Annotated in this window: 19 protein-coding genes; 18 read left to right on the top strand and 1 reads right to left on the bottom strand. The window is 51.0% G+C overall.

Going from position 1 to position 15,458, the window contains the following annotated elements; translation table 11 throughout:
* The first annotated feature begins 23 nt into the window (after positions 1 to 23).
* The 16 genes from DWZ56_RS07985 to DWZ56_RS08060 all read left to right on the top strand — a co-directional run bounded on the left by DWZ56_RS07985 (position 24) and on the right by DWZ56_RS08060 (position 12,766).
* Positions 24 to 788, top strand: a complete 765-nt coding sequence (locus DWZ56_RS07985) for a dihydroorotate dehydrogenase electron transfer subunit (RefSeq protein WP_118555818.1) — start codon at positions 24 to 26, stop codon at positions 786 to 788.
* Entirely contained in the window at positions 788 to 1,693 is a 906-nt protein-coding gene (locus DWZ56_RS07990) for a dihydroorotate dehydrogenase (RefSeq protein WP_199679567.1), read from the top strand. The genes DWZ56_RS07985 and DWZ56_RS07990 overlap by 1 nt, the downstream gene beginning before the upstream one ends.
* A 45-nt stretch (positions 1,694 to 1,738) precedes the next feature.
* Positions 1,739 to 2,413 carry an orotate phosphoribosyltransferase gene (gene pyrE / locus DWZ56_RS07995; RefSeq protein WP_118555820.1) on the top strand — a complete coding sequence of 225 codons (675 nt, stop codon included), beginning with the start codon at positions 1,739 to 1,741 and terminating at the stop codon, positions 2,411 to 2,413.
* Between the two features lie 30 nt (positions 2,414 to 2,443).
* Positions 2,444 to 2,596, top strand: coding sequence for a hypothetical protein (locus DWZ56_RS22900; protein WP_176928192.1), 153 nt, complete (start codon positions 2,444 to 2,446; stop codon positions 2,594 to 2,596).
* Positions 2,597 to 2,609: 13 nt separating this feature from the next.
* Complete coding sequence (locus DWZ56_RS08000) at positions 2,610 to 3,050, top strand: VanZ family protein (protein WP_243095130.1); 441 nt, start codon at positions 2,610 to 2,612, stop codon at positions 3,048 to 3,050.
* Between the two features lie 42 nt (positions 3,051 to 3,092).
* Entirely contained in the window at positions 3,093 to 3,416 is a 324-nt protein-coding gene (locus tag DWZ56_RS08005) for a DUF6142 family protein (RefSeq protein ID WP_118555822.1), read from the top strand.
* A 19-nt stretch (positions 3,417 to 3,435) separates the two neighbouring features.
* Positions 3,436 to 5,505 carry an aminopeptidase gene (locus DWZ56_RS08010; protein ID WP_118555823.1) on the top strand — a complete coding sequence of 690 codons (2,070 nt, stop codon included), beginning with the start codon at positions 3,436 to 3,438 and terminating at the stop codon, positions 5,503 to 5,505.
* Positions 5,506 to 5,524: 19 nt separating this feature from the next.
* A complete protein-coding gene (gene purE / locus DWZ56_RS08015; protein ID WP_118555824.1) occupies positions 5,525 to 6,046 on the top strand; it encodes a 5-(carboxyamino)imidazole ribonucleotide mutase in 522 nt (173 codons plus the stop codon).
* 105 nt (positions 6,047 to 6,151) lie between these two features.
* Positions 6,152 to 7,177 (top strand): phosphoribosylformylglycinamidine cyclo-ligase, encoded by a 1,026-nt coding sequence (gene purM / locus DWZ56_RS08020; RefSeq protein ID WP_118555825.1) that lies wholly within the window; start codon positions 6,152 to 6,154, stop codon positions 7,175 to 7,177.
* Complete coding sequence (gene purN, locus DWZ56_RS08025; RefSeq protein ID WP_118555826.1) at positions 7,171 to 7,767, top strand: phosphoribosylglycinamide formyltransferase; 597 nt, start codon at positions 7,171 to 7,173, stop codon at positions 7,765 to 7,767. Before purM ends, purN begins: the two co-directional genes overlap by 7 nt.
* Before the next feature lie 13 nt (positions 7,768 to 7,780).
* Positions 7,781 to 9,061 (top strand): phosphoribosylamine--glycine ligase, encoded by a 1,281-nt coding sequence (gene purD, locus DWZ56_RS08030; protein WP_118555827.1) that lies wholly within the window; start codon positions 7,781 to 7,783, stop codon positions 9,059 to 9,061.
* A gap of 312 nt (positions 9,062 to 9,373) precedes the next feature.
* Positions 9,374 to 9,826 (top strand): MarR family winged helix-turn-helix transcriptional regulator, encoded by a 453-nt coding sequence (locus tag DWZ56_RS08040; RefSeq protein WP_118555829.1) that lies wholly within the window; start codon positions 9,374 to 9,376, stop codon positions 9,824 to 9,826.
* A 3-nt stretch (positions 9,827 to 9,829) separates the two neighbouring features.
* A complete protein-coding gene (locus DWZ56_RS08045) occupies positions 9,830 to 10,429 on the top strand; it encodes a nitroreductase family protein (protein WP_118555830.1) in 600 nt (199 codons plus the stop codon).
* Between the two features lie 65 nt (positions 10,430 to 10,494).
* On the top strand, positions 10,495 to 11,394 hold the full coding sequence (locus tag DWZ56_RS08050; protein WP_118555831.1) for a radical SAM mobile pair protein B: 900 nt from the start codon (positions 10,495 to 10,497) through the stop codon (positions 11,392 to 11,394).
* The gene (gene mutM, locus DWZ56_RS08055; RefSeq protein ID WP_118555832.1) at positions 11,387 to 12,235 is read left to right on the top strand and encodes a bifunctional DNA-formamidopyrimidine glycosylase/DNA-(apurinic or apyrimidinic site) lyase; all 849 of its coding nucleotides are present in this window, start codon (positions 11,387 to 11,389) and stop codon (positions 12,233 to 12,235) included. The genes DWZ56_RS08050 and mutM overlap by 8 nt, the downstream gene beginning before the upstream one ends.
* A gap of 15 nt (positions 12,236 to 12,250) precedes the next feature.
* Entirely contained in the window at positions 12,251 to 12,766 is a 516-nt protein-coding gene (locus DWZ56_RS08060; protein WP_118555833.1) for a metallophosphoesterase family protein, read from the top strand.
* On the opposite strand, the gene DWZ56_RS08065 is transcribed toward DWZ56_RS08060, so the two are convergent.
* Positions 12,763 to 12,999: a hypothetical protein gene (locus DWZ56_RS08065; protein ID WP_158584496.1), complete on the bottom strand. Its 237-nt coding sequence runs from the start codon at positions 12,997 to 12,999 to the stop codon at positions 12,763 to 12,765. The genes DWZ56_RS08060 and DWZ56_RS08065 overlap by 4 nt on opposite strands.
* A 618-nt stretch (positions 13,000 to 13,617) precedes the next feature.
* On the opposite strand from DWZ56_RS08065, the gene DWZ56_RS08070 reads away from it, so the two are divergent.
* Together DWZ56_RS08070 and DWZ56_RS08075 are read left to right on the top strand one after the other, a co-directional pair.
* Complete coding sequence (locus tag DWZ56_RS08070) at positions 13,618 to 14,640, top strand: DNA polymerase beta superfamily protein (protein ID WP_118555835.1); 1,023 nt, start codon at positions 13,618 to 13,620, stop codon at positions 14,638 to 14,640.
* Entirely contained in the window at positions 14,640 to 15,413 is a 774-nt protein-coding gene (locus DWZ56_RS08075; RefSeq protein WP_118555836.1) for a nucleotidyltransferase domain-containing protein, read from the top strand. The genes DWZ56_RS08070 and DWZ56_RS08075 overlap by 1 nt, the downstream gene beginning before the upstream one ends.
* Positions 15,414 to 15,458 lie beyond the last annotated feature (45 nt).

Here is a 15,458-nt window from a genome sequence, read left to right on the forward strand (position 1 = left end):
GCAGTCTGCGCGGAAATGAGGATATGATGCAGAAGATAAATGCGGAAGTAGTATCACAGGAGAAAATAGGCACGGATATTTACAGCATGTGGATCAAGGCGGAAGAGATGGTTTCCTGCGCGAGGCCCGGACAGTTTGTATCCCTCTACTGCAGGGACGGCGCGAAGCTTCTGCCGCGCCCGATCAGCATTTGTGAGATTGCAAAAGAACAGGGAGCGCTGCGCATCGTTTACCGGGTGGCCGGTAAGGGAACCGAGGAGTTTTCGGCATACAAAGCGGGAGAAAACGTTTCGGTGATGGGGCCGCTGGGCAACGGATTTCCTCTTAAAGAGGGCAGGGCGATTCTGATCGGCGGGGGCATCGGCATTCCTCCCATGCTGGAGCTGGCCAGACAGTTAACAGGTCAGAAGCAGATCGTGCTGGGGTACCGCGACAGCCATATGTTTTTAAAGGAAGAGTTTGAAGCCTATGGCAGTGTACATGTGGCGACGGAGGACGGCAGCGCCGGGACAAAGGGAAATGTGCTGGATGCGATCCGCACAGAAGGGCTTCAGGCGGATGTGATCTATGCGTGCGGTCCGACACCGATGTTAAAGGCCATACAGGCGTATGCCGCAGAGAGCGGCACAGAGGCATGGATCTCTCTGGAGGAGCGCATGGCCTGCGGCGTGGGAGCCTGCCTGGCCTGCGTGTGCAAGTCTAAGGAGAAAGACGAACATACCAATGTGAATAATAAGAGGATCTGCAAGGACGGTCCGGTTTTCAGGGCAGAGGAGGTGACGCTTTGATGAATACGAAAGTCAGTCTGGCGGGTGTACTTCTGAAAAATCCGGTGATGACCGCATCGGGCACTTTCGGTTCGGGCGCGGAGTATGGTGAACTGGTGGATTTAAACAGGCTGGGCGCTGTGGTGACCAAAGGCGTGGCCAATGTGCCCTGGCCGGGAAACCCCACCCCCCGGGTGGCCGAGACTGCCGGCGGCATGCTCAACGCCATCGGGCTGCAAAACCCCGGCATAGACCTGTTCTGCAAAAGGGATATCCCGTTTCTGAAGCAGTTTGATACGAAGATCGTCGTCAACGTATGCGGCAGAACCACTGAGGACTATCTGGAGGTGGTGGAACGGCTGGCCGATGAGCCGGTGGATCTTCTGGAGATCAATATCTCCTGTCCCAACGTCAAAGAGGGCGGCATCGCATTCGGCCAGGATCCGAAAGCGGTGGAAGCGATCACCAGAGCGGTGAAGGCGAAGGCAAAGCAGCCTGTGATTATGAAATTAAGCCCCAACGTGACCGATATCACGGTGATGGCCAAAGCGGCCGAGGCCGGAGGCGCGGACATCCTGTCGCTGATCAATACGCTGACCGGGATGAAGATCGATGTGCGGACCAGAAAATTTGTGCTCGCCAATAAAACCGGCGGCCTGTCCGGGCCCGCGGTGAAACCGGTGGCGCTTCGCATGGTATATCAGGCCGCCCATGCGGTTTCCTGTCCTGTGATCGGCATGGGAGGCATCGCGACGGCGGAGGATGCCATTGAGTTTCTGCTGGCCGGGGCATCGGCCGTATCGGTGGGCACCGCTAACTTTTACAATCCGTATGCGACGGTGGAAATCGCGGAAGGCATAGAAAACTACATGCGGGAAAACGGCATAGAAGATGTGAATGAGCTGATAGGCGCCGTAAAAGAATAATTTAAAAACACAGATTCAGCATACTGTACAGAAAAGAGGAGCATTATGGAAAGCTACAAACAGGAATTTATCGAATTTATGGTGGACTGCCAGGTATTGAAATTTGGAGATTTTGTTACCAAGAGCGGAAGGAAAACCCCGTTTTTCATCAACACCGGTTTTTACCGCACCGGCGCGCAGCTGCGCAAGCTGGGAGGATTTTACGCCAGGGCTATCGCGGATAAGTTCGGCACAGACTTTGACGTGCTGTTCGGGCCTGCGTATAAGGGGATCCCGTTAAGCGTGGCCGCGTCCATGGAGATCAGCGAGCTGTACGGAACGGACATCCGCTACTGCTCCAACCGCAAGGAAGTAAAGGACCACGGGGATAAGGGAATCCTGCTGGGAAGCCCCATAGAGGACGGCGACAGGATCGTGATCATTGAGGATGTGACCACCGCCGGCACTTCGATCGGCGAGACTCTGCCGATTTTAAATGCCCAGGGCAATGTGGATGTGCTGGGACTGGTCGTTTCCGTTGACCGCATGGAGAGGGGCAAAGGCACCAAATCCGCACTGCAGGAAATGAGAGAGACCTACGGTTTTGAAACCACTGCCATCGTGACGATGGCGGATGTGATTGAGCATTTATACAACCGGCCTTATAACGGGAAGGTGATCATTGACGATCAGCTGAAAGCCGCCATTGATGCATATTATGCACAGTACGGCGCCGAATAACAGGCCGGCAGTGAAACGGAGGCATTAGTTATGAATGAAAGAATTTACAACACCATGAAGAGAACCGGCACGGTGAGCCTTATCATGGGAATCCTTACGCTGGTTGCCGGTATTGTTGTCGGTGTGGGCTGCATCATAAACGCGGCGTTTCTGATGAAGCGCAAGTCGGAAATCACCTTTTAACGCGGGCATTGATGTGAGAAGAAAATTATATTTGCTGCTTTTTGCCGCCTATCTTTTGTTTCTGCTGGATCTGGTATTCTTCGCGGAATACTTTGGCCGGACGCAGATCGGACAGGAGTACAGCTATAATCTGATCCCTTTTCGGGAGATCGGGCGGTTTGCGGCTATGTGGTCCGTACCCCGCTACCGGTTTGCCGCGCTGTACAATCTGGCTGGGAATGTGGCGGCTTTCCTGCCTTTCGGTCTGTTTCTGCCGCTTCTGTGGAAGCGTACCCGGCATTTTGTCACGGTGGTCCTGTGCACTCTGTGTTTCAGCCTGGCCATAGAAACGGTGCAGCTGATCTTCCGGGTGGGCAGCTTTGATGTGGACGACCTGATTTTAAACACGCTGGGCGGTGCGGCGGGGTATCTGCTGTATTTTACGTGGGGGCTGATCCGGAGAAAACGCGGATGAGGGCGGGACTATGATATGCGAGCGGCATGGAAGTGAGGGAAAATGGCTGAGGATACAGGTAAATGGATAAAAAAATGGAAGCTGAAATCTCCTAATTCCATACTGTCCCTGCTGCTGGCGGCGGTCTCGGCCGGGATCGGCGGCCTCTGTTTTTATCGGGCTATGATGTCCAACGGCAACGTATCTTTAACGGATGCGTTTCTGGGCTGCGTGCTTGTGTTTATCACTGCAGCCGGTCTCATCTATGGGCTTCGCGGCTGGATGATCCGGAAGGAAAAGAGCAGATGGGCCGGGTGCATCGGATTTCTGCTGAACCTGGCATTTACAGGACTCATGGCATGGGTGTATATTATGGGACTGCTTTGATGCAGACAGGAGGCGAAGAATGGAACTGGATTTTCTTTTAGAGCGCATGGCGCTGGCGGAGGAACGGATCGGACAGATACCGGAAGAGACCAGCGTGGGTGCGCCTTATGATGTTTATTTTCAGCGGGTATCCCGCTTTATAACAAGGATGTTTGCGCTGTATAGGGAGACGGAGCCGGACCGGCTGAGCGGTCTGGATCTGGAGGGCTTAAAAGCCCGGAACCGGGAGCTCTACGGCGATGTGCTGGCAGACGCCTATGAACACAGTTTTGCCAACCCGGCCTATGCGTCGGCAGCGCTGGGAGAGGAATTTGGCCGTATCCTTTCCTTTTTATATACCGAAATACGCGGGATGATCGGCCTGGCATTTGACAGGAGGACTGAGGAGTTCGTCAGTCTGGCCGAAGTATTTATAGAAGTTTATAACCTGTTTGAGCACCGTGAGGAGAGCGCCGATCTGTACAGAGAAGTGAAGGATACCCTCTATTACTATATCAGCGACAACTGTGATATCACGGTGGACTATAGGACCGAACAGGTACTTACACCCCGGACAGGCGTATTTTATCAGACCGTTATGGAGAGCGATCTTAAGGATCTGCGCTATCTGTACGGATTCGGAGAATATATCAGTGAAAGCGAGCTGGATACGGCAGCATTTTTAAATACGCTGCCCAAGGAGACCGTCACTTCCATGGCTGCCACCTGTGTAGGCGGCTTTCAAAAGGGCTTTGAGCTGGCCGGCAAGCCTTTGGATGCCAAGAAGACTATAGAGATCCGGTATACGCTGGGATTTGAACGGGTGGTGCGGGAAACCGTCCTGCAGTTTGAACGGCTCGGCCTTCAGGCTGTGCTGTACCGGCCGGCCGTACACCTGATCAACAAGCGCCAGAACTACAGGACTGGCTGTGTCGGCACACCGGCGAACCGGCAGTTTGAGTATGACCACCGCTTTGACCTGGGGCTATTCTTTGATGGGGCGCTAAAGGAACGGAAAGTATCCGTGCTGCGCCAGTCCTATGAGAAGAGAAAGGAACTGGCATCCGCCATGGCGGGGCCGGCGTTTGTGGAAACCTTCGGTGAAAAGCAGTTTTATCCGGTGAACAAGCCGGAGGTCTGCAGCCTGTCCGAAAAGCAGCAGAAGCTCATGGCACAGATGCAGGGAGAGACCACGGTGATGGTCAATGAGTATATACCGGGAGAGGAGAGGAGCTTTACGATCATCTCTTATCCGATTCCGGAAATCGGCCCGCATTTTGAGAAAATCTTCCGTGAGACGATCCGGCTGAACACGCTGGATTATGAGATCTATAAAGAGATACAGACGAAACTGATCGATGCTTTGGACGGATGCTGCGAAGTAAAAGTCAAAGGGATGCCGGGCAACCGGACGGATCTGACGGTCCGGCTTCATGAGCTTACGGACGGGGAAAAGGAGAGCAATTTCGAAAACTGTCTGGCAGACGTAAATATCCCGCTGGGAGAGGTGTTCACTTCTCCGGTGCTTAAGGGAACCTGCGGCGTGCTGCATGTACAGGAGGTCTATATCCATGAGCTGCGCTATGAGAATCTCGAATTTTCGTTAAAGGACGGCATGGTGACGGATTATGGCTGTACCAATTTCGAAGAAGCATCCCAGAACCGAGCCTTTGTCAGAGAAACCATACTGAACAATTACGAGACACTGCCCATAGGGGAATTTGCCATCGGCACAAACACAGTGGCTTATAAGATGGCAAAGGACTATGAGATTTTTGATAAGCTGAAGATTCTCATTGCGGAGAAAACAGGACCGCATTTCGCTTTCGGGGATACCTGCTACTCACACAGTGAGGATATGAAGGTCTATAATCCCGACGGAAAGGAAATTATCGCCAGGGACAATGAGATCAGCATCCTGCGCAGAGAAGATCCGATGAAAGCCTATTACGGATGCCATACGGATGTCACGCTGCCCTACGATGAGCTGGGGGAGATTACAGGCGTGCGGCAGGACGGCAGTGAAATCGTATTATACCGAAACGGCAGATTTGTGCTGCCGGGCTGTGAGGAGCTCAATAAGGCTCTGAATACTTTAACAGATAAATGAGAGAAAGTGAGGAATTAGCATGAATCCAATCGTAAGTATTATTATGGGAAGTGACTCTGATTTACAGGTGATGGCGAAAGCTGCCAAGATGCTGGAGGACTTCGGCGTACCCTATGAAATGTCCGTGATTTCCGCTCACAGGACGGCGGATAAGATGTGCGAATATGCGAAGGGCGCGAAAGCCAGAGGCATTAAAGTGATCATCGCGGGAGCGGGCTGGGCGGCCGCGCTGCCAAGCATGGTGGCGGCCATGACCACGCTGCCGGTCATCGGTGTGCCGATCTATTCCAAGTATTTTGGAGGACAGGACGCTCTGTATTCCACCGTTATGACGCCTCCGGGAGTCCCGGTAGCCACAGTCGCCATAGACGGCGCGGCCAACGCGGCCCTGCTGGCGATCCGCATGCTCGGAATCGAGGATGACGGCCTGACAGAGAAGATCGCCGCATACAGCGACCAGATGAGAGAGACGGTGGAGAAGAAGGCCGCGAAACTGGAAGAGGTAAAGTATGAGGCTTACCTGGCGGATCAGAAAAAATAAAAACAGCGGGCGGATCTAAGGAATTGTAACTTCGCCGCCTGAACGGTTACAAAGGATTACACACAATAATATTGTGCATCATGCGCGCAGAAATGAGGAGAAAAGATGGATTATAAGAATTCAGGTGTGGATATCGAAGCCGGTTACAAATCGGTGGAACTGATGAAGAAATATGTGCAGGGAACCATGAGGCCGGAGGTGCTTACAGGGCTGGGCGGATTTTCCGGCGCATTCTCTATGGAAAGCTTTAAAACTATGGAAAAACCCACTCTGGTATCCGGCACGGACGGCGTGGGAACGAAGCTGAAGCTGGCTTTTGTGATGGACAAGCATGATACGGTGGGCATAGACTGCGTGGCGATGTGCGTGAACGATATCGCCTGTGCCGGCGGTGAGCCCCTGTTTTTCCTGGATTACATAGCCTGCGGTAAAAATTTTCCGGAGAAGATCGCTACGATCGTGAGCGGTGTGGCGGAGGGCTGCAAGCAGTCGGGCGCGGCGCTGATCGGCGGCGAGACTGCGGAGATGCCCGGATTTTACCCGGAGGACGAATACGATCTGGCCGGCTTTGCCGTTGGCATCGTGGATGAAAAGAAACTGATCACAGGCCAGGATATCAAACCCGGCGATGTGCTGATCGGTATCGCATCCTCCGGCGTGCACAGCAACGGATTCTCATTGGTGCGCAAGGTGTTTGACATTACCGAAGAAGGCCTTGGCACTTACTATGAGGAGCTGGGCACAACTCTCGGAGAAGCGCTGTTAGCGCCCACCAAGATCTATGTAAAAGCCCTGCGCGGTGTGAAGGAAGCGGGAGTCACCATCAAGGGCTGCAGCCATATTACTGGAGGCGGCTTCTATGAAAATATCCCGCGCATGCTGCCTGACGGCATCTGTGCCGAGGTGAAAAAGGACAGCTATCCGGTTCTCCCCATCTTCAGGCTGATGCAGAAGAAGGGCCAGATTGAGGAAAAAATCATGTACAATACCTATAATATGGGCCTTGGCATGGTGCTGGCAGTGGAAGAGAAGGACGTACAGACCGCCATCGCGGCGATTGAAGCCGCAGGCGAAAAGGCTTATGTGGTGGGCCGTACCGCAGCAGGTGAAAAAGGAGTGGTATTATGCTGAAGATAGGCGTCCTGGTCAGCGGCGGCGGAACCAATCTGCAGGCGATCATCGACAGCATTGCGGACGGCAGAATAACCGATACTTCTATTGAAGCTGTGATCAGCAACAATCAGAATGCATATGCACTTGAGCGCGCGAAAGCTGCGGGGATACCTGCGGAATGCATTTCTCCGAAGGATTTTGAGGACAGAGAGGCCTTCAACCGGGCCTTTCTGGACAGGATCGATTCCTATAATCTGGATTTGATCGTGCTGGCAGGATTTCTGGTGGCCATTCCGGTGGAGATGGTGAGAAAATATGCCGGAAGGATCATCAACATCCACCCGTCCCTGATTCCCTCCTTCTGCGGAAAGGGATATTACGGGCTCAAGGTGCATGAGGCTGCGCTGAAGCGCGGTGTGAAGGTGACAGGCGCCACGGTCCACTTTGTGGATGAAGGCATGGATACCGGCCCGATCATCCTGCAGAAAGCGGTGGAAGTAAAGGACGGTGACACGCCGGAGATTCTGCAGCGCCGGGTGATGGAAGAAGCGGAGTGGGTAATCCTGCCCCGGGCGATCCAGATGATTGCCGGCGGCGAGCTGAAATAGAGGAGGTCAAAGGATGAAAGTTCTGATAGTAGGCAGCGGCGGCAGAGAGCATACCATCGCGTGGAAGGTGGCTCAAAGCCCGCTGGTTGACAAGATATACTGCGCGCCCGGCAATGCGGGGATCGCGCAGTTTGCCGAATGTGTTCCCATCGGCGCCATGGAGATAGAGAAACTGGCGGATTTTGCCGCTTCAAACGCGGTCGATCTGACCGTGATCGGCATGGACGATCCGCTGGTGGCGGGTGTAGTAGATGCCTTTGAGGCAAAGGGCTTAAGGGTATTCGGCCCCAGAAAGAACGCAGCGATCCTGGAAGGCTCCAAAGCGTTTTCCAAGGATCTCATGAAGAAATACAACATTCCGACAGCTGGTTATGAAACTTTTGAGGATCCCGAAGCCGCCATCCATTATCTTGAGAATGAGGCCGAGTTTCCGATCGTGCTTAAGGCGGATGGGCTGGCTTTGGGAAAGGGCGTGCTGATCTGCAACACTCTGGAAGAGGCGAAGGACGGTGTGAAGGCCATCATGCTGGATAAGCAGTTTGGCAGTGCGGGCAACCGCATGGTGATTGAAGAGTTCATGACGGGCCGGGAAGTATCCGTGCTTTCGTTTGTGGACGGTAAGACCATCCGCATCATGACCTCAGCCCAGGACCATAAGAGAGCCAAAGACGGCGATCAGGGCCTCAACACAGGCGGCATGGGCACATTTTCTCCCAGCCCTTTCTATACGCCGGAAGTGGATGAGTTCTGCCATCAATACATCTATCAGGCCACGGTGGACGCCATGAAGACGGAAGGCCGTGAGTTCAAAGGCATTATCTTTTTTGGCCTGATGCTGACTCCTAAGGGTCCGCGGGTTTTGGAATATAACGCCCGTTTCGGAGATCCGGAGGCTCAGGTGGTGATCCCGCGCATGAAGAACGATATCGTTGAGGTATTTGAGGCCTGCATCGACGGCCGGCTGGATCAGATCGACCTGGAATTTGAAGACAATGCGGCGGTCTGCGTGGTTTTGGCCTCCGACGGCTATCCTGTATCCTATAAGAAGGGCCTGCCCATAAGCGGTTTGGAGTCATTTGATGGGAAAGACGGATATTATGTGTTCCATGCGGGCACGAAATTTGCGGACGACGGCGCCACGGTGCTGACAAACGGCGGCCGCGTGCTGGGCATTGTGGCCAAAGGAGCCGATCTGAAACAGGCAAGGGCCAATGCCTATGAAGCGACGCAGTGGGTGCGGTTTGAGAATAAGTATATGAGAAACGATATTGGCAGGGCGATTGACGAAATATAGGAAACTATTCGATATAAGGATTGTTACCTTTTAAAACAGCCTTGGGCATGTTGGATGTTCTCAAAACATTTTATAAAGGAGCTGGAAACCTGGAGAGAGGTTTCTGGCTCCTTTTTTGCATGTTGTACCGCAATGAATTGTTACTGTTCACGGATGCCGATCAAGCAGCGCATAGCGGGACGTTTACGGCAGCCGTGAACAGTAACAATGGATTCACGGCTGACAGAGGAAAAAACTTGACAAACCTGTGTATTTTCACTATAATAAAGTCAATAAATTGACCGTAAAGAAATAGACCAAGGACGGTGGGATATGACCAAAGAAGATAAGAAAAACGCATACTTGTATTGCAAATTCAGAGATGAACAATTTGCGCTGTACGACGAATATGCAAAACGTCATGGTATGCTGATGAAGACGCTGTTGGTGGTAAACGCTCTTTTTTATGCAAAGGATGGAATGACACAGACAGAGATATGCAGACGAACCTTTCAATCCAAGCAGACCGTGAATTTAATCGTCAAAAATTTGCTGGGTGACAGTTATGTTACTGTTACCGAGATTCCCGAAAATAAGCGGAATAAAATTGTCCAAATGACAGACGCAGGGCGGGCATACTGCGAAAAAATTGTACGCCATATCACATGGGCAGAGGATACGGCTATGTCTATGTTTACGCCGGAGGAACAAAAGCAACTGATTGCCCTTTCAAGAACATTTACAAAAAACCTTACCATGTTGGTAAATCAGGAAACGGAGGATTAGCAAATGGAATTTTATGAAGTCATCAACAAAAGAAGAAGTATCCGTCAGTTTGAGAACCGGGAAATTCCCAAAGAAGTGTTGGAGCGCATTTTGGATGCGGGGCTGAAAGCCCCTTCTTCCAATCATCAAAGGCGTTGGGAACTGGTGACGTTGACGGATAAGGCAATCATTATGGATTTGGCAAAATTCATCCGGCCCTATCCTTGCCGTATCGTGGAGCCGAAAACGCCGCAGCAGGAGATGTTCAAAATTGCCTACCCCCGCCAGCGCAGCATGGTTGAAGAAGCCGCTTGTGTAATTCTGCCCTTCTTCAAGCAGAAGTATCCTTTGAGTGAGGATAAAAACGGCTATGGGCTTATGGATTACGGCGCGAGTTGGGCGCTGGTGGAAAACATGCTTCTTGCCGCAACTGCGGAGGGGCTGGGGTCTGTTGTCCATATTCCGGTGAAAAAAGAGCCGGAGCAGATCAGGGAATTTCTGAAAGTGCCCGACAGCTGGTGCCTGCCGGCTTTAGTTGTTCTCGGCTATCCAGCCAAGGATGCACTTCTGCCGTCTCAGGTCAAAGCAACGGTGGATAATAAAGTGCACTGGAATAAATGGTAAACCGGTGGGGTAAGCAAGAGAAATCCGCACTACGAACGGTTATATTTATATGGGAGGCTGGAAAAATGAACGATCCGCTTATTCGAGAGATTCAGGTGAAAAGTGTTATCACAAAGTCAAATCTGCCCGTATGTGAATACTCGGTCAATCCCTATGTAGGCTGTACACATGGCTGTCAATATTGCTATGCGTCCTTTATGAAGCGTTTTACAGGCCATGCAGAGCCGTGGGGAACTTTTTTAGATGTCAAAATATGGCCGGAAATTAAGAATCCGAAGAAATATGCAGGCAAGGAACTGTTTATCGGCTCTGTTACCGACCCTTATCTCCCACAGGAGGAATGCTACGAGCGCACACGCGCTTTGCTGGAACAACTGAAAGGAAGCGGCGCAAAAATCAGCATTGCAACAAAAAGCGATCTGATCTTGCGTGATTTGGATTTAATCCAGACTTTTCCGGACGCCCGCGTTTCATGGTCTGTCAATACGCTGGACGAGGACTTCAAAAACGGCATGGACAGTGCCGTCAGTATAAAGCGGCGGCTTGCGGCTATGGAAACCTTTCACCGGGCCGGTATTCGCACCACCTGTTTTGTTTCCCCTATATTCCCCGGCATTACAGACGTAAAAGCGATTATTGACCGGGCAAAGGGACAGTGCAATTTGATTTGGCTGGAAAATCTGAACCTGCGGGGCAGCTATAAAGCGGTGATTATGGAGTATATACAGGAAAAGCGCCCGGAACTGCTATCTCTTTATCGGGAGATTTACCAGAAAGGAAGCCGCATCTATTGGGAACTGCTGGACGCCGAGTTAAAAGCTTACGCCGCAGAGATCGGCCTTGATTATGTGACGAATGACGACAGCATGAAACGCCCCTTTCACGCGCCGCCCGTCATTGTCAATTACTTTTATCACGAGCAGATAAAAAAATCAGCGAGGAAAGGTGGTGACGGCCATGCCTGAATTGCCGGAAGTAGAAGCCATACGGCGGGTACTTGAGCCACAGATACGGGGGCTTGAGATTGAACAGGCTGCCGTCAGCCGCCCGGAAGTGGTCGCGCATCCTGCCGTTGATCAATTTTGCCGCCGTCTGGAAGGACAGGTTTTTGATTGTATCACACGCCGGGGGAAATTCCTTCTTATCCGGCTTGAAAGTGGAGCGCGGATTATCATTCATTTGAGAATGACCGGATGTTTACTGCTGGTACCGGCAGATTTCCCAAAAGAAAAGCATACGCACATTGTTTTCCGACTGAATAACGGCAAAGAACTGCGGTTTTCAGATACTCGCCGTTTTGGACGCTTCTGGCTGCTGGGGAAAGATGAAACAGATACATACAGCGGGATTGAGAAATTAGGCAAGGAGCCGCTCATTTCTGATTTTACTGCGGAATATCTGTCCGCCAAATGTGGAAAACGAAAGAAAGCAATCAAAGAGTGCCTGATGGAACAAAGCGTGATTGCCGGAATTGGGAATATCTATTCCGACGAGATTTTATTTGCGGCAAAGATTTATCCGGCGCGGCCAGCAAACAGCTTGACCGGGGAGGAATGGAAACGTCTTGCAGCAATCGTCCCGGAGCGTCTTACCTTTTTTGTTCAAAAAAATGACATGACCCCGGAAGAATATTTAGAAACAAAGGGACAAGATTACCGCAATACGCCATTTTTACAGGTTTACGGACATGAAGGAGAGCCTTGTCCCATTTGTAAAACGGTACTTCGCCGCACGGTGATCGGCGGGCGGAGCAGTACATTTTGCCCTCAGTGTCAGAGCAATTTGACGTTTGGGAAAGAACTGTGATAGGGAGAGAATTGAATGAAAGCAGCTGTATTGTCTGACACACATGATTTGTTAAGGGAAGAGGCGTTAAGCCGGATCCGCGAATGCGACGCCGTAATACACGCCGGGGATTTCTGTGCGAGAACAATTATGGAGCAGATCATAGAAAATAAAAAGGCGGATGCCCCGTTCTATGCGGTGAGGGGCAACAATGACGGAATGTGGGCGAATGAACTGCCGAAGTATCTGCAATTTAGCCTAGGGGGCGTTCGGATTTTTGCGGTGCATGACAGGAAGGATATCCCGGTTAGCTTAGGCAGCAGTCAGATCGTGATTTATGGACATTCGCATAAATATTCAGCGGAAGAAAAAGAAGGACGTCTGTGGCTGAATCCGGGGAGCTGCGGAAAACAGCGCTTTTCTCTTCCTCTGACCCTGGCTGTTCTGCATATGGAAGACGGCCGATGCTGGGCGGACAGAATCGAGATTCAGCCTGTAAAGGCTGCTAGTGCAAACAGCATTGTGGACCGGAGCGGAAAAAGGCGCGGTTAAGCTATTTCATTATGCGTTTCTGCCAGCATCTGTTTAGCTCCGTTATACTCTTCAAGTGTAGTTCCGATACCGCGGCAGGCTGTTTCCAGGTCTACGTGAAAGTTTCTCATGGCGGATTCTACAATTTTAATGAGCATAGCTGCCTGTTCTTTTTTTCCTTCTTCAAGTCCTTCCTCCCTTTTAGCATCCAATTCGTCTTTCATCAGTTCTTTTAATGCATCGCATACACACATGGATTTCACCTCCTGAAATTTGCTTTTGTTAGCACGCACTATGAGGTCCATAACAGATTCATATAATTTGTTATTTTTATGATTCTCATACTCTTTGATCAGTATTTCCGCTTCGGCCATATCCGACAGGCGGTTGGTCAGATTTTTCAGCCATAGGTTTTCCGAGGAAGACAGTTCGGTGGTAATGATCAGCTGAATAGGTATTATATATACAGGCCTTTAGAAATCTCCTGCATCATGAGTGGTATTAAAGCAGGGATTTCTGAAGAAACAGGCGTTTAAAATGCCTGTATATAAAGATTTGATCAGACATCCGGAAGGTTATCACGGATTAGAAACATAATTAGAAAATCTGCTTTATAAGCATAATATCATAATTGTAAGCCTTTGACAATGAGCATTTTTGTTACGGTATGTTATAATGTTGGCAGAGTTACTGTTCACGGACGCCGATAAAGCAGCACATAGTGGGGACTATACTCTGCCCCGCTATGCGCGGGATGTTTACGACAGCTGTGAAAAGTAACTTGGCAGATACTATGCCATAACTGTTGGAACAAGATTAGACTGCAGTATAGGCTTTCGGGTGAAAACTGCAGAAATATAGGAGAGAATAAAATGCCGGATTTTAAAAAATTAATGCATTCATCAGAATATGATTTTTTACGAACGGAAAGACGGCTGGGCAGCAGGATCATGCTCCTGGGTCTGGGTGGCAGCTACGCATATGGGACGAATACTGAAAACAGCGATATCGATTTCCGAGGCATTACGCTGAACCTGCCGTCGGACCTGATCGGTCTGACGGAGTTTGAACAGTACGAGGATGACAGGACCGACACCGTGATTTATTCCTTTAACAAGATGGTGAAGCTGCTGCTGGAATGCAATCCTAATACCTGTGAAATACTCGGGCTGGATGAGGATCAATACCTGATCCGGTCCGAACTGGGGCAGATGCTGCTGGATCAGAAACGGTTATTCCTCTCCAAAAGGGCGGTCAGGTCCTTTGGGGGATATGCCGGAGCGCAGCTTAGAAGGCTGCAGAATGCCATAGCCAGGGATTCCATGCCGCAGTCCGAGCGGGAGCAGCATATACTGACATCGGTGAACCGCGCGCTGGAGGATTTTAACCGGCGCTATGGAGGGTTTGAAAAAGGAAGCATCCGCCTGTATATTGACAGGGCGGAGAATCCGGAGTTGGAAACAGAGATCTTTGTGGACGCTTCCTACCGCCATCTGCCCCTTCGGGATTATGAAAACATGTGGGAAATCATGCATAATGTCGTAAAGGATTATGACAGGATCGGAAAACGCAACCGCAAAAAGGACGATAATCATTTAAATAAGCATGCCATGCACCTGATCCGCCTGTTTATGATGGCGGAGGATATCCTCCTGGAGGGAGAAATCCGTACCCACAGGCCGAAGGATCTGGAGCTTCTGATGAAAATCCGAAACGGAGGCTTCCAGCGGGCGGACAAAACCTTTGACGGGACATTTTATGATCTTCTGGCGGATTATGAGAGGAGACTTGAAAAGGCGGCAAAGGAAAGCTGTCTTCCGGATAACCCGGATATGGCGAAGGTGGAGGAATTTGTGGAATATATCAACCGTAGGGCGATAGAGGGGGATGTTTGATGGAAGAGATCAGAAAGGAAATTGAGCACAAGCTGCTGGAAATCGAGCAAAAGGAGCAGGTCAGGATACTCCACGCCGTGGAGTCCGGCAGCCGGGCCTGGGGATTCGCTTCCCCTGACAGCGATTACGATGTACGGTTCATTTATGTGCGCACAAAAGAGGATTACTTGAGGCTGGATGCACCCAGGGATGTCATCGAATGGCAGTTGGACGAGGTGCTGGACATTAACGGCTGGGATCTGAAAAAAGCGCTGATCCAATTTCATAGAGGAAACGCATCTCTGTTTGAATGGGCAAACTCCCCCATCGTATATAAGACGACAGAAACCTGGGGGCAGATCTTTCGCAAAGCGGTGGAATACTTTTCTGTGAAAGCGGCGGTATACCACTATTACGGTACGGCCAACAGCACCTTCTGCCAGTACCTGCAGGCGGATTCGGTCCGGTATAAGAAGTATTTTTATGCGTTAAGGCCGCTGCTGGCATGCAGATATATAAGGGCGCATGGCCGGCCTGCGCCTGTGCTGTTTGAGGAGCTTCTGGATGCGGATCTGCCCGCAGCTCTTGCTGACGGCATCGCTGAACTGATGGCGCGAAAGGCAGGGACGAAGGAAGGGGAGGAACATCCGCAGATCCCGGTGATCCGTGAGTACATCGTACAGGAGCTGGCAAATCAGAAAATGTGGGTGCAGAATGCTCCGGATGACCGGAAAGCGGATTGGATGCCATTGAACCGGATATTTTTAGATGTGCTGGAACTGAATGAAAAATAAATCGTAATATTTGTTGAAAAATCAGCCAAAATGAGAATATACGAG

The organism is Lachnotalea sp. AF33-28 (genome assembly GCF_003477885.1).
GTDB lineage: Bacteria > Bacillota > Clostridia > Lachnospirales > Lachnospiraceae > AF33-28.

Coding starts and splice junctions, on each gene's coding strand:
- DWZ56_RS07985 (WP_118555818.1), top strand. CDS start 24: ATGATGCAGAAGATAAATGCGGAAGTAGTATCACAGGAGAAAATAGGC.
- DWZ56_RS07990 (WP_199679567.1), top strand. CDS start 788: ATGAATACGAAAGTCAGTCTGGCGGGTGTACTTCTGAAAAATCCGGTG.
- pyrE (WP_118555820.1), top strand. CDS start 1,739: ATGGAAAGCTACAAACAGGAATTTATCGAATTTATGGTGGACTGCCAG.
- DWZ56_RS22900 (WP_176928192.1), top strand. CDS start 2,444: ATGAATGAAAGAATTTACAACACCATGAAGAGAACCGGCACGGTGAGC.
- DWZ56_RS08005 (WP_118555822.1), top strand. CDS start 3,093: ATGGCTGAGGATACAGGTAAATGGATAAAAAAATGGAAGCTGAAATCT.
- DWZ56_RS08010 (WP_118555823.1), top strand. CDS start 3,436: ATGGAACTGGATTTTCTTTTAGAGCGCATGGCGCTGGCGGAGGAACGG.
- purE (WP_118555824.1), top strand. CDS start 5,525: ATGAATCCAATCGTAAGTATTATTATGGGAAGTGACTCTGATTTACAG.
- purM (WP_118555825.1), top strand. CDS start 6,152: ATGGATTATAAGAATTCAGGTGTGGATATCGAAGCCGGTTACAAATCG.
- purN (WP_118555826.1), top strand. CDS start 7,171: ATGCTGAAGATAGGCGTCCTGGTCAGCGGCGGCGGAACCAATCTGCAG.
- purD (WP_118555827.1), top strand. CDS start 7,781: ATGAAAGTTCTGATAGTAGGCAGCGGCGGCAGAGAGCATACCATCGCG.
- DWZ56_RS08040 (WP_118555829.1), top strand. CDS start 9,374: ATGACCAAAGAAGATAAGAAAAACGCATACTTGTATTGCAAATTCAGA.
- DWZ56_RS08045 (WP_118555830.1), top strand. CDS start 9,830: ATGGAATTTTATGAAGTCATCAACAAAAGAAGAAGTATCCGTCAGTTT.
- DWZ56_RS08050 (WP_118555831.1), top strand. CDS start 10,495: ATGAACGATCCGCTTATTCGAGAGATTCAGGTGAAAAGTGTTATCACA.
- mutM (WP_118555832.1), top strand. CDS start 11,387: ATGCCTGAATTGCCGGAAGTAGAAGCCATACGGCGGGTACTTGAGCCA.
- DWZ56_RS08060 (WP_118555833.1), top strand. CDS start 12,251: ATGAAAGCAGCTGTATTGTCTGACACACATGATTTGTTAAGGGAAGAG.
- DWZ56_RS08065 (WP_158584496.1), bottom strand. CDS start 12,999: ATGTGTGTATGCGATGCATTAAAAGAACTGATGAAAGACGAATTGGAT.
- DWZ56_RS08070 (WP_118555835.1), top strand. CDS start 13,618: ATGCCGGATTTTAAAAAATTAATGCATTCATCAGAATATGATTTTTTA.
- DWZ56_RS08075 (WP_118555836.1), top strand. CDS start 14,640: ATGGAAGAGATCAGAAAGGAAATTGAGCACAAGCTGCTGGAAATCGAG.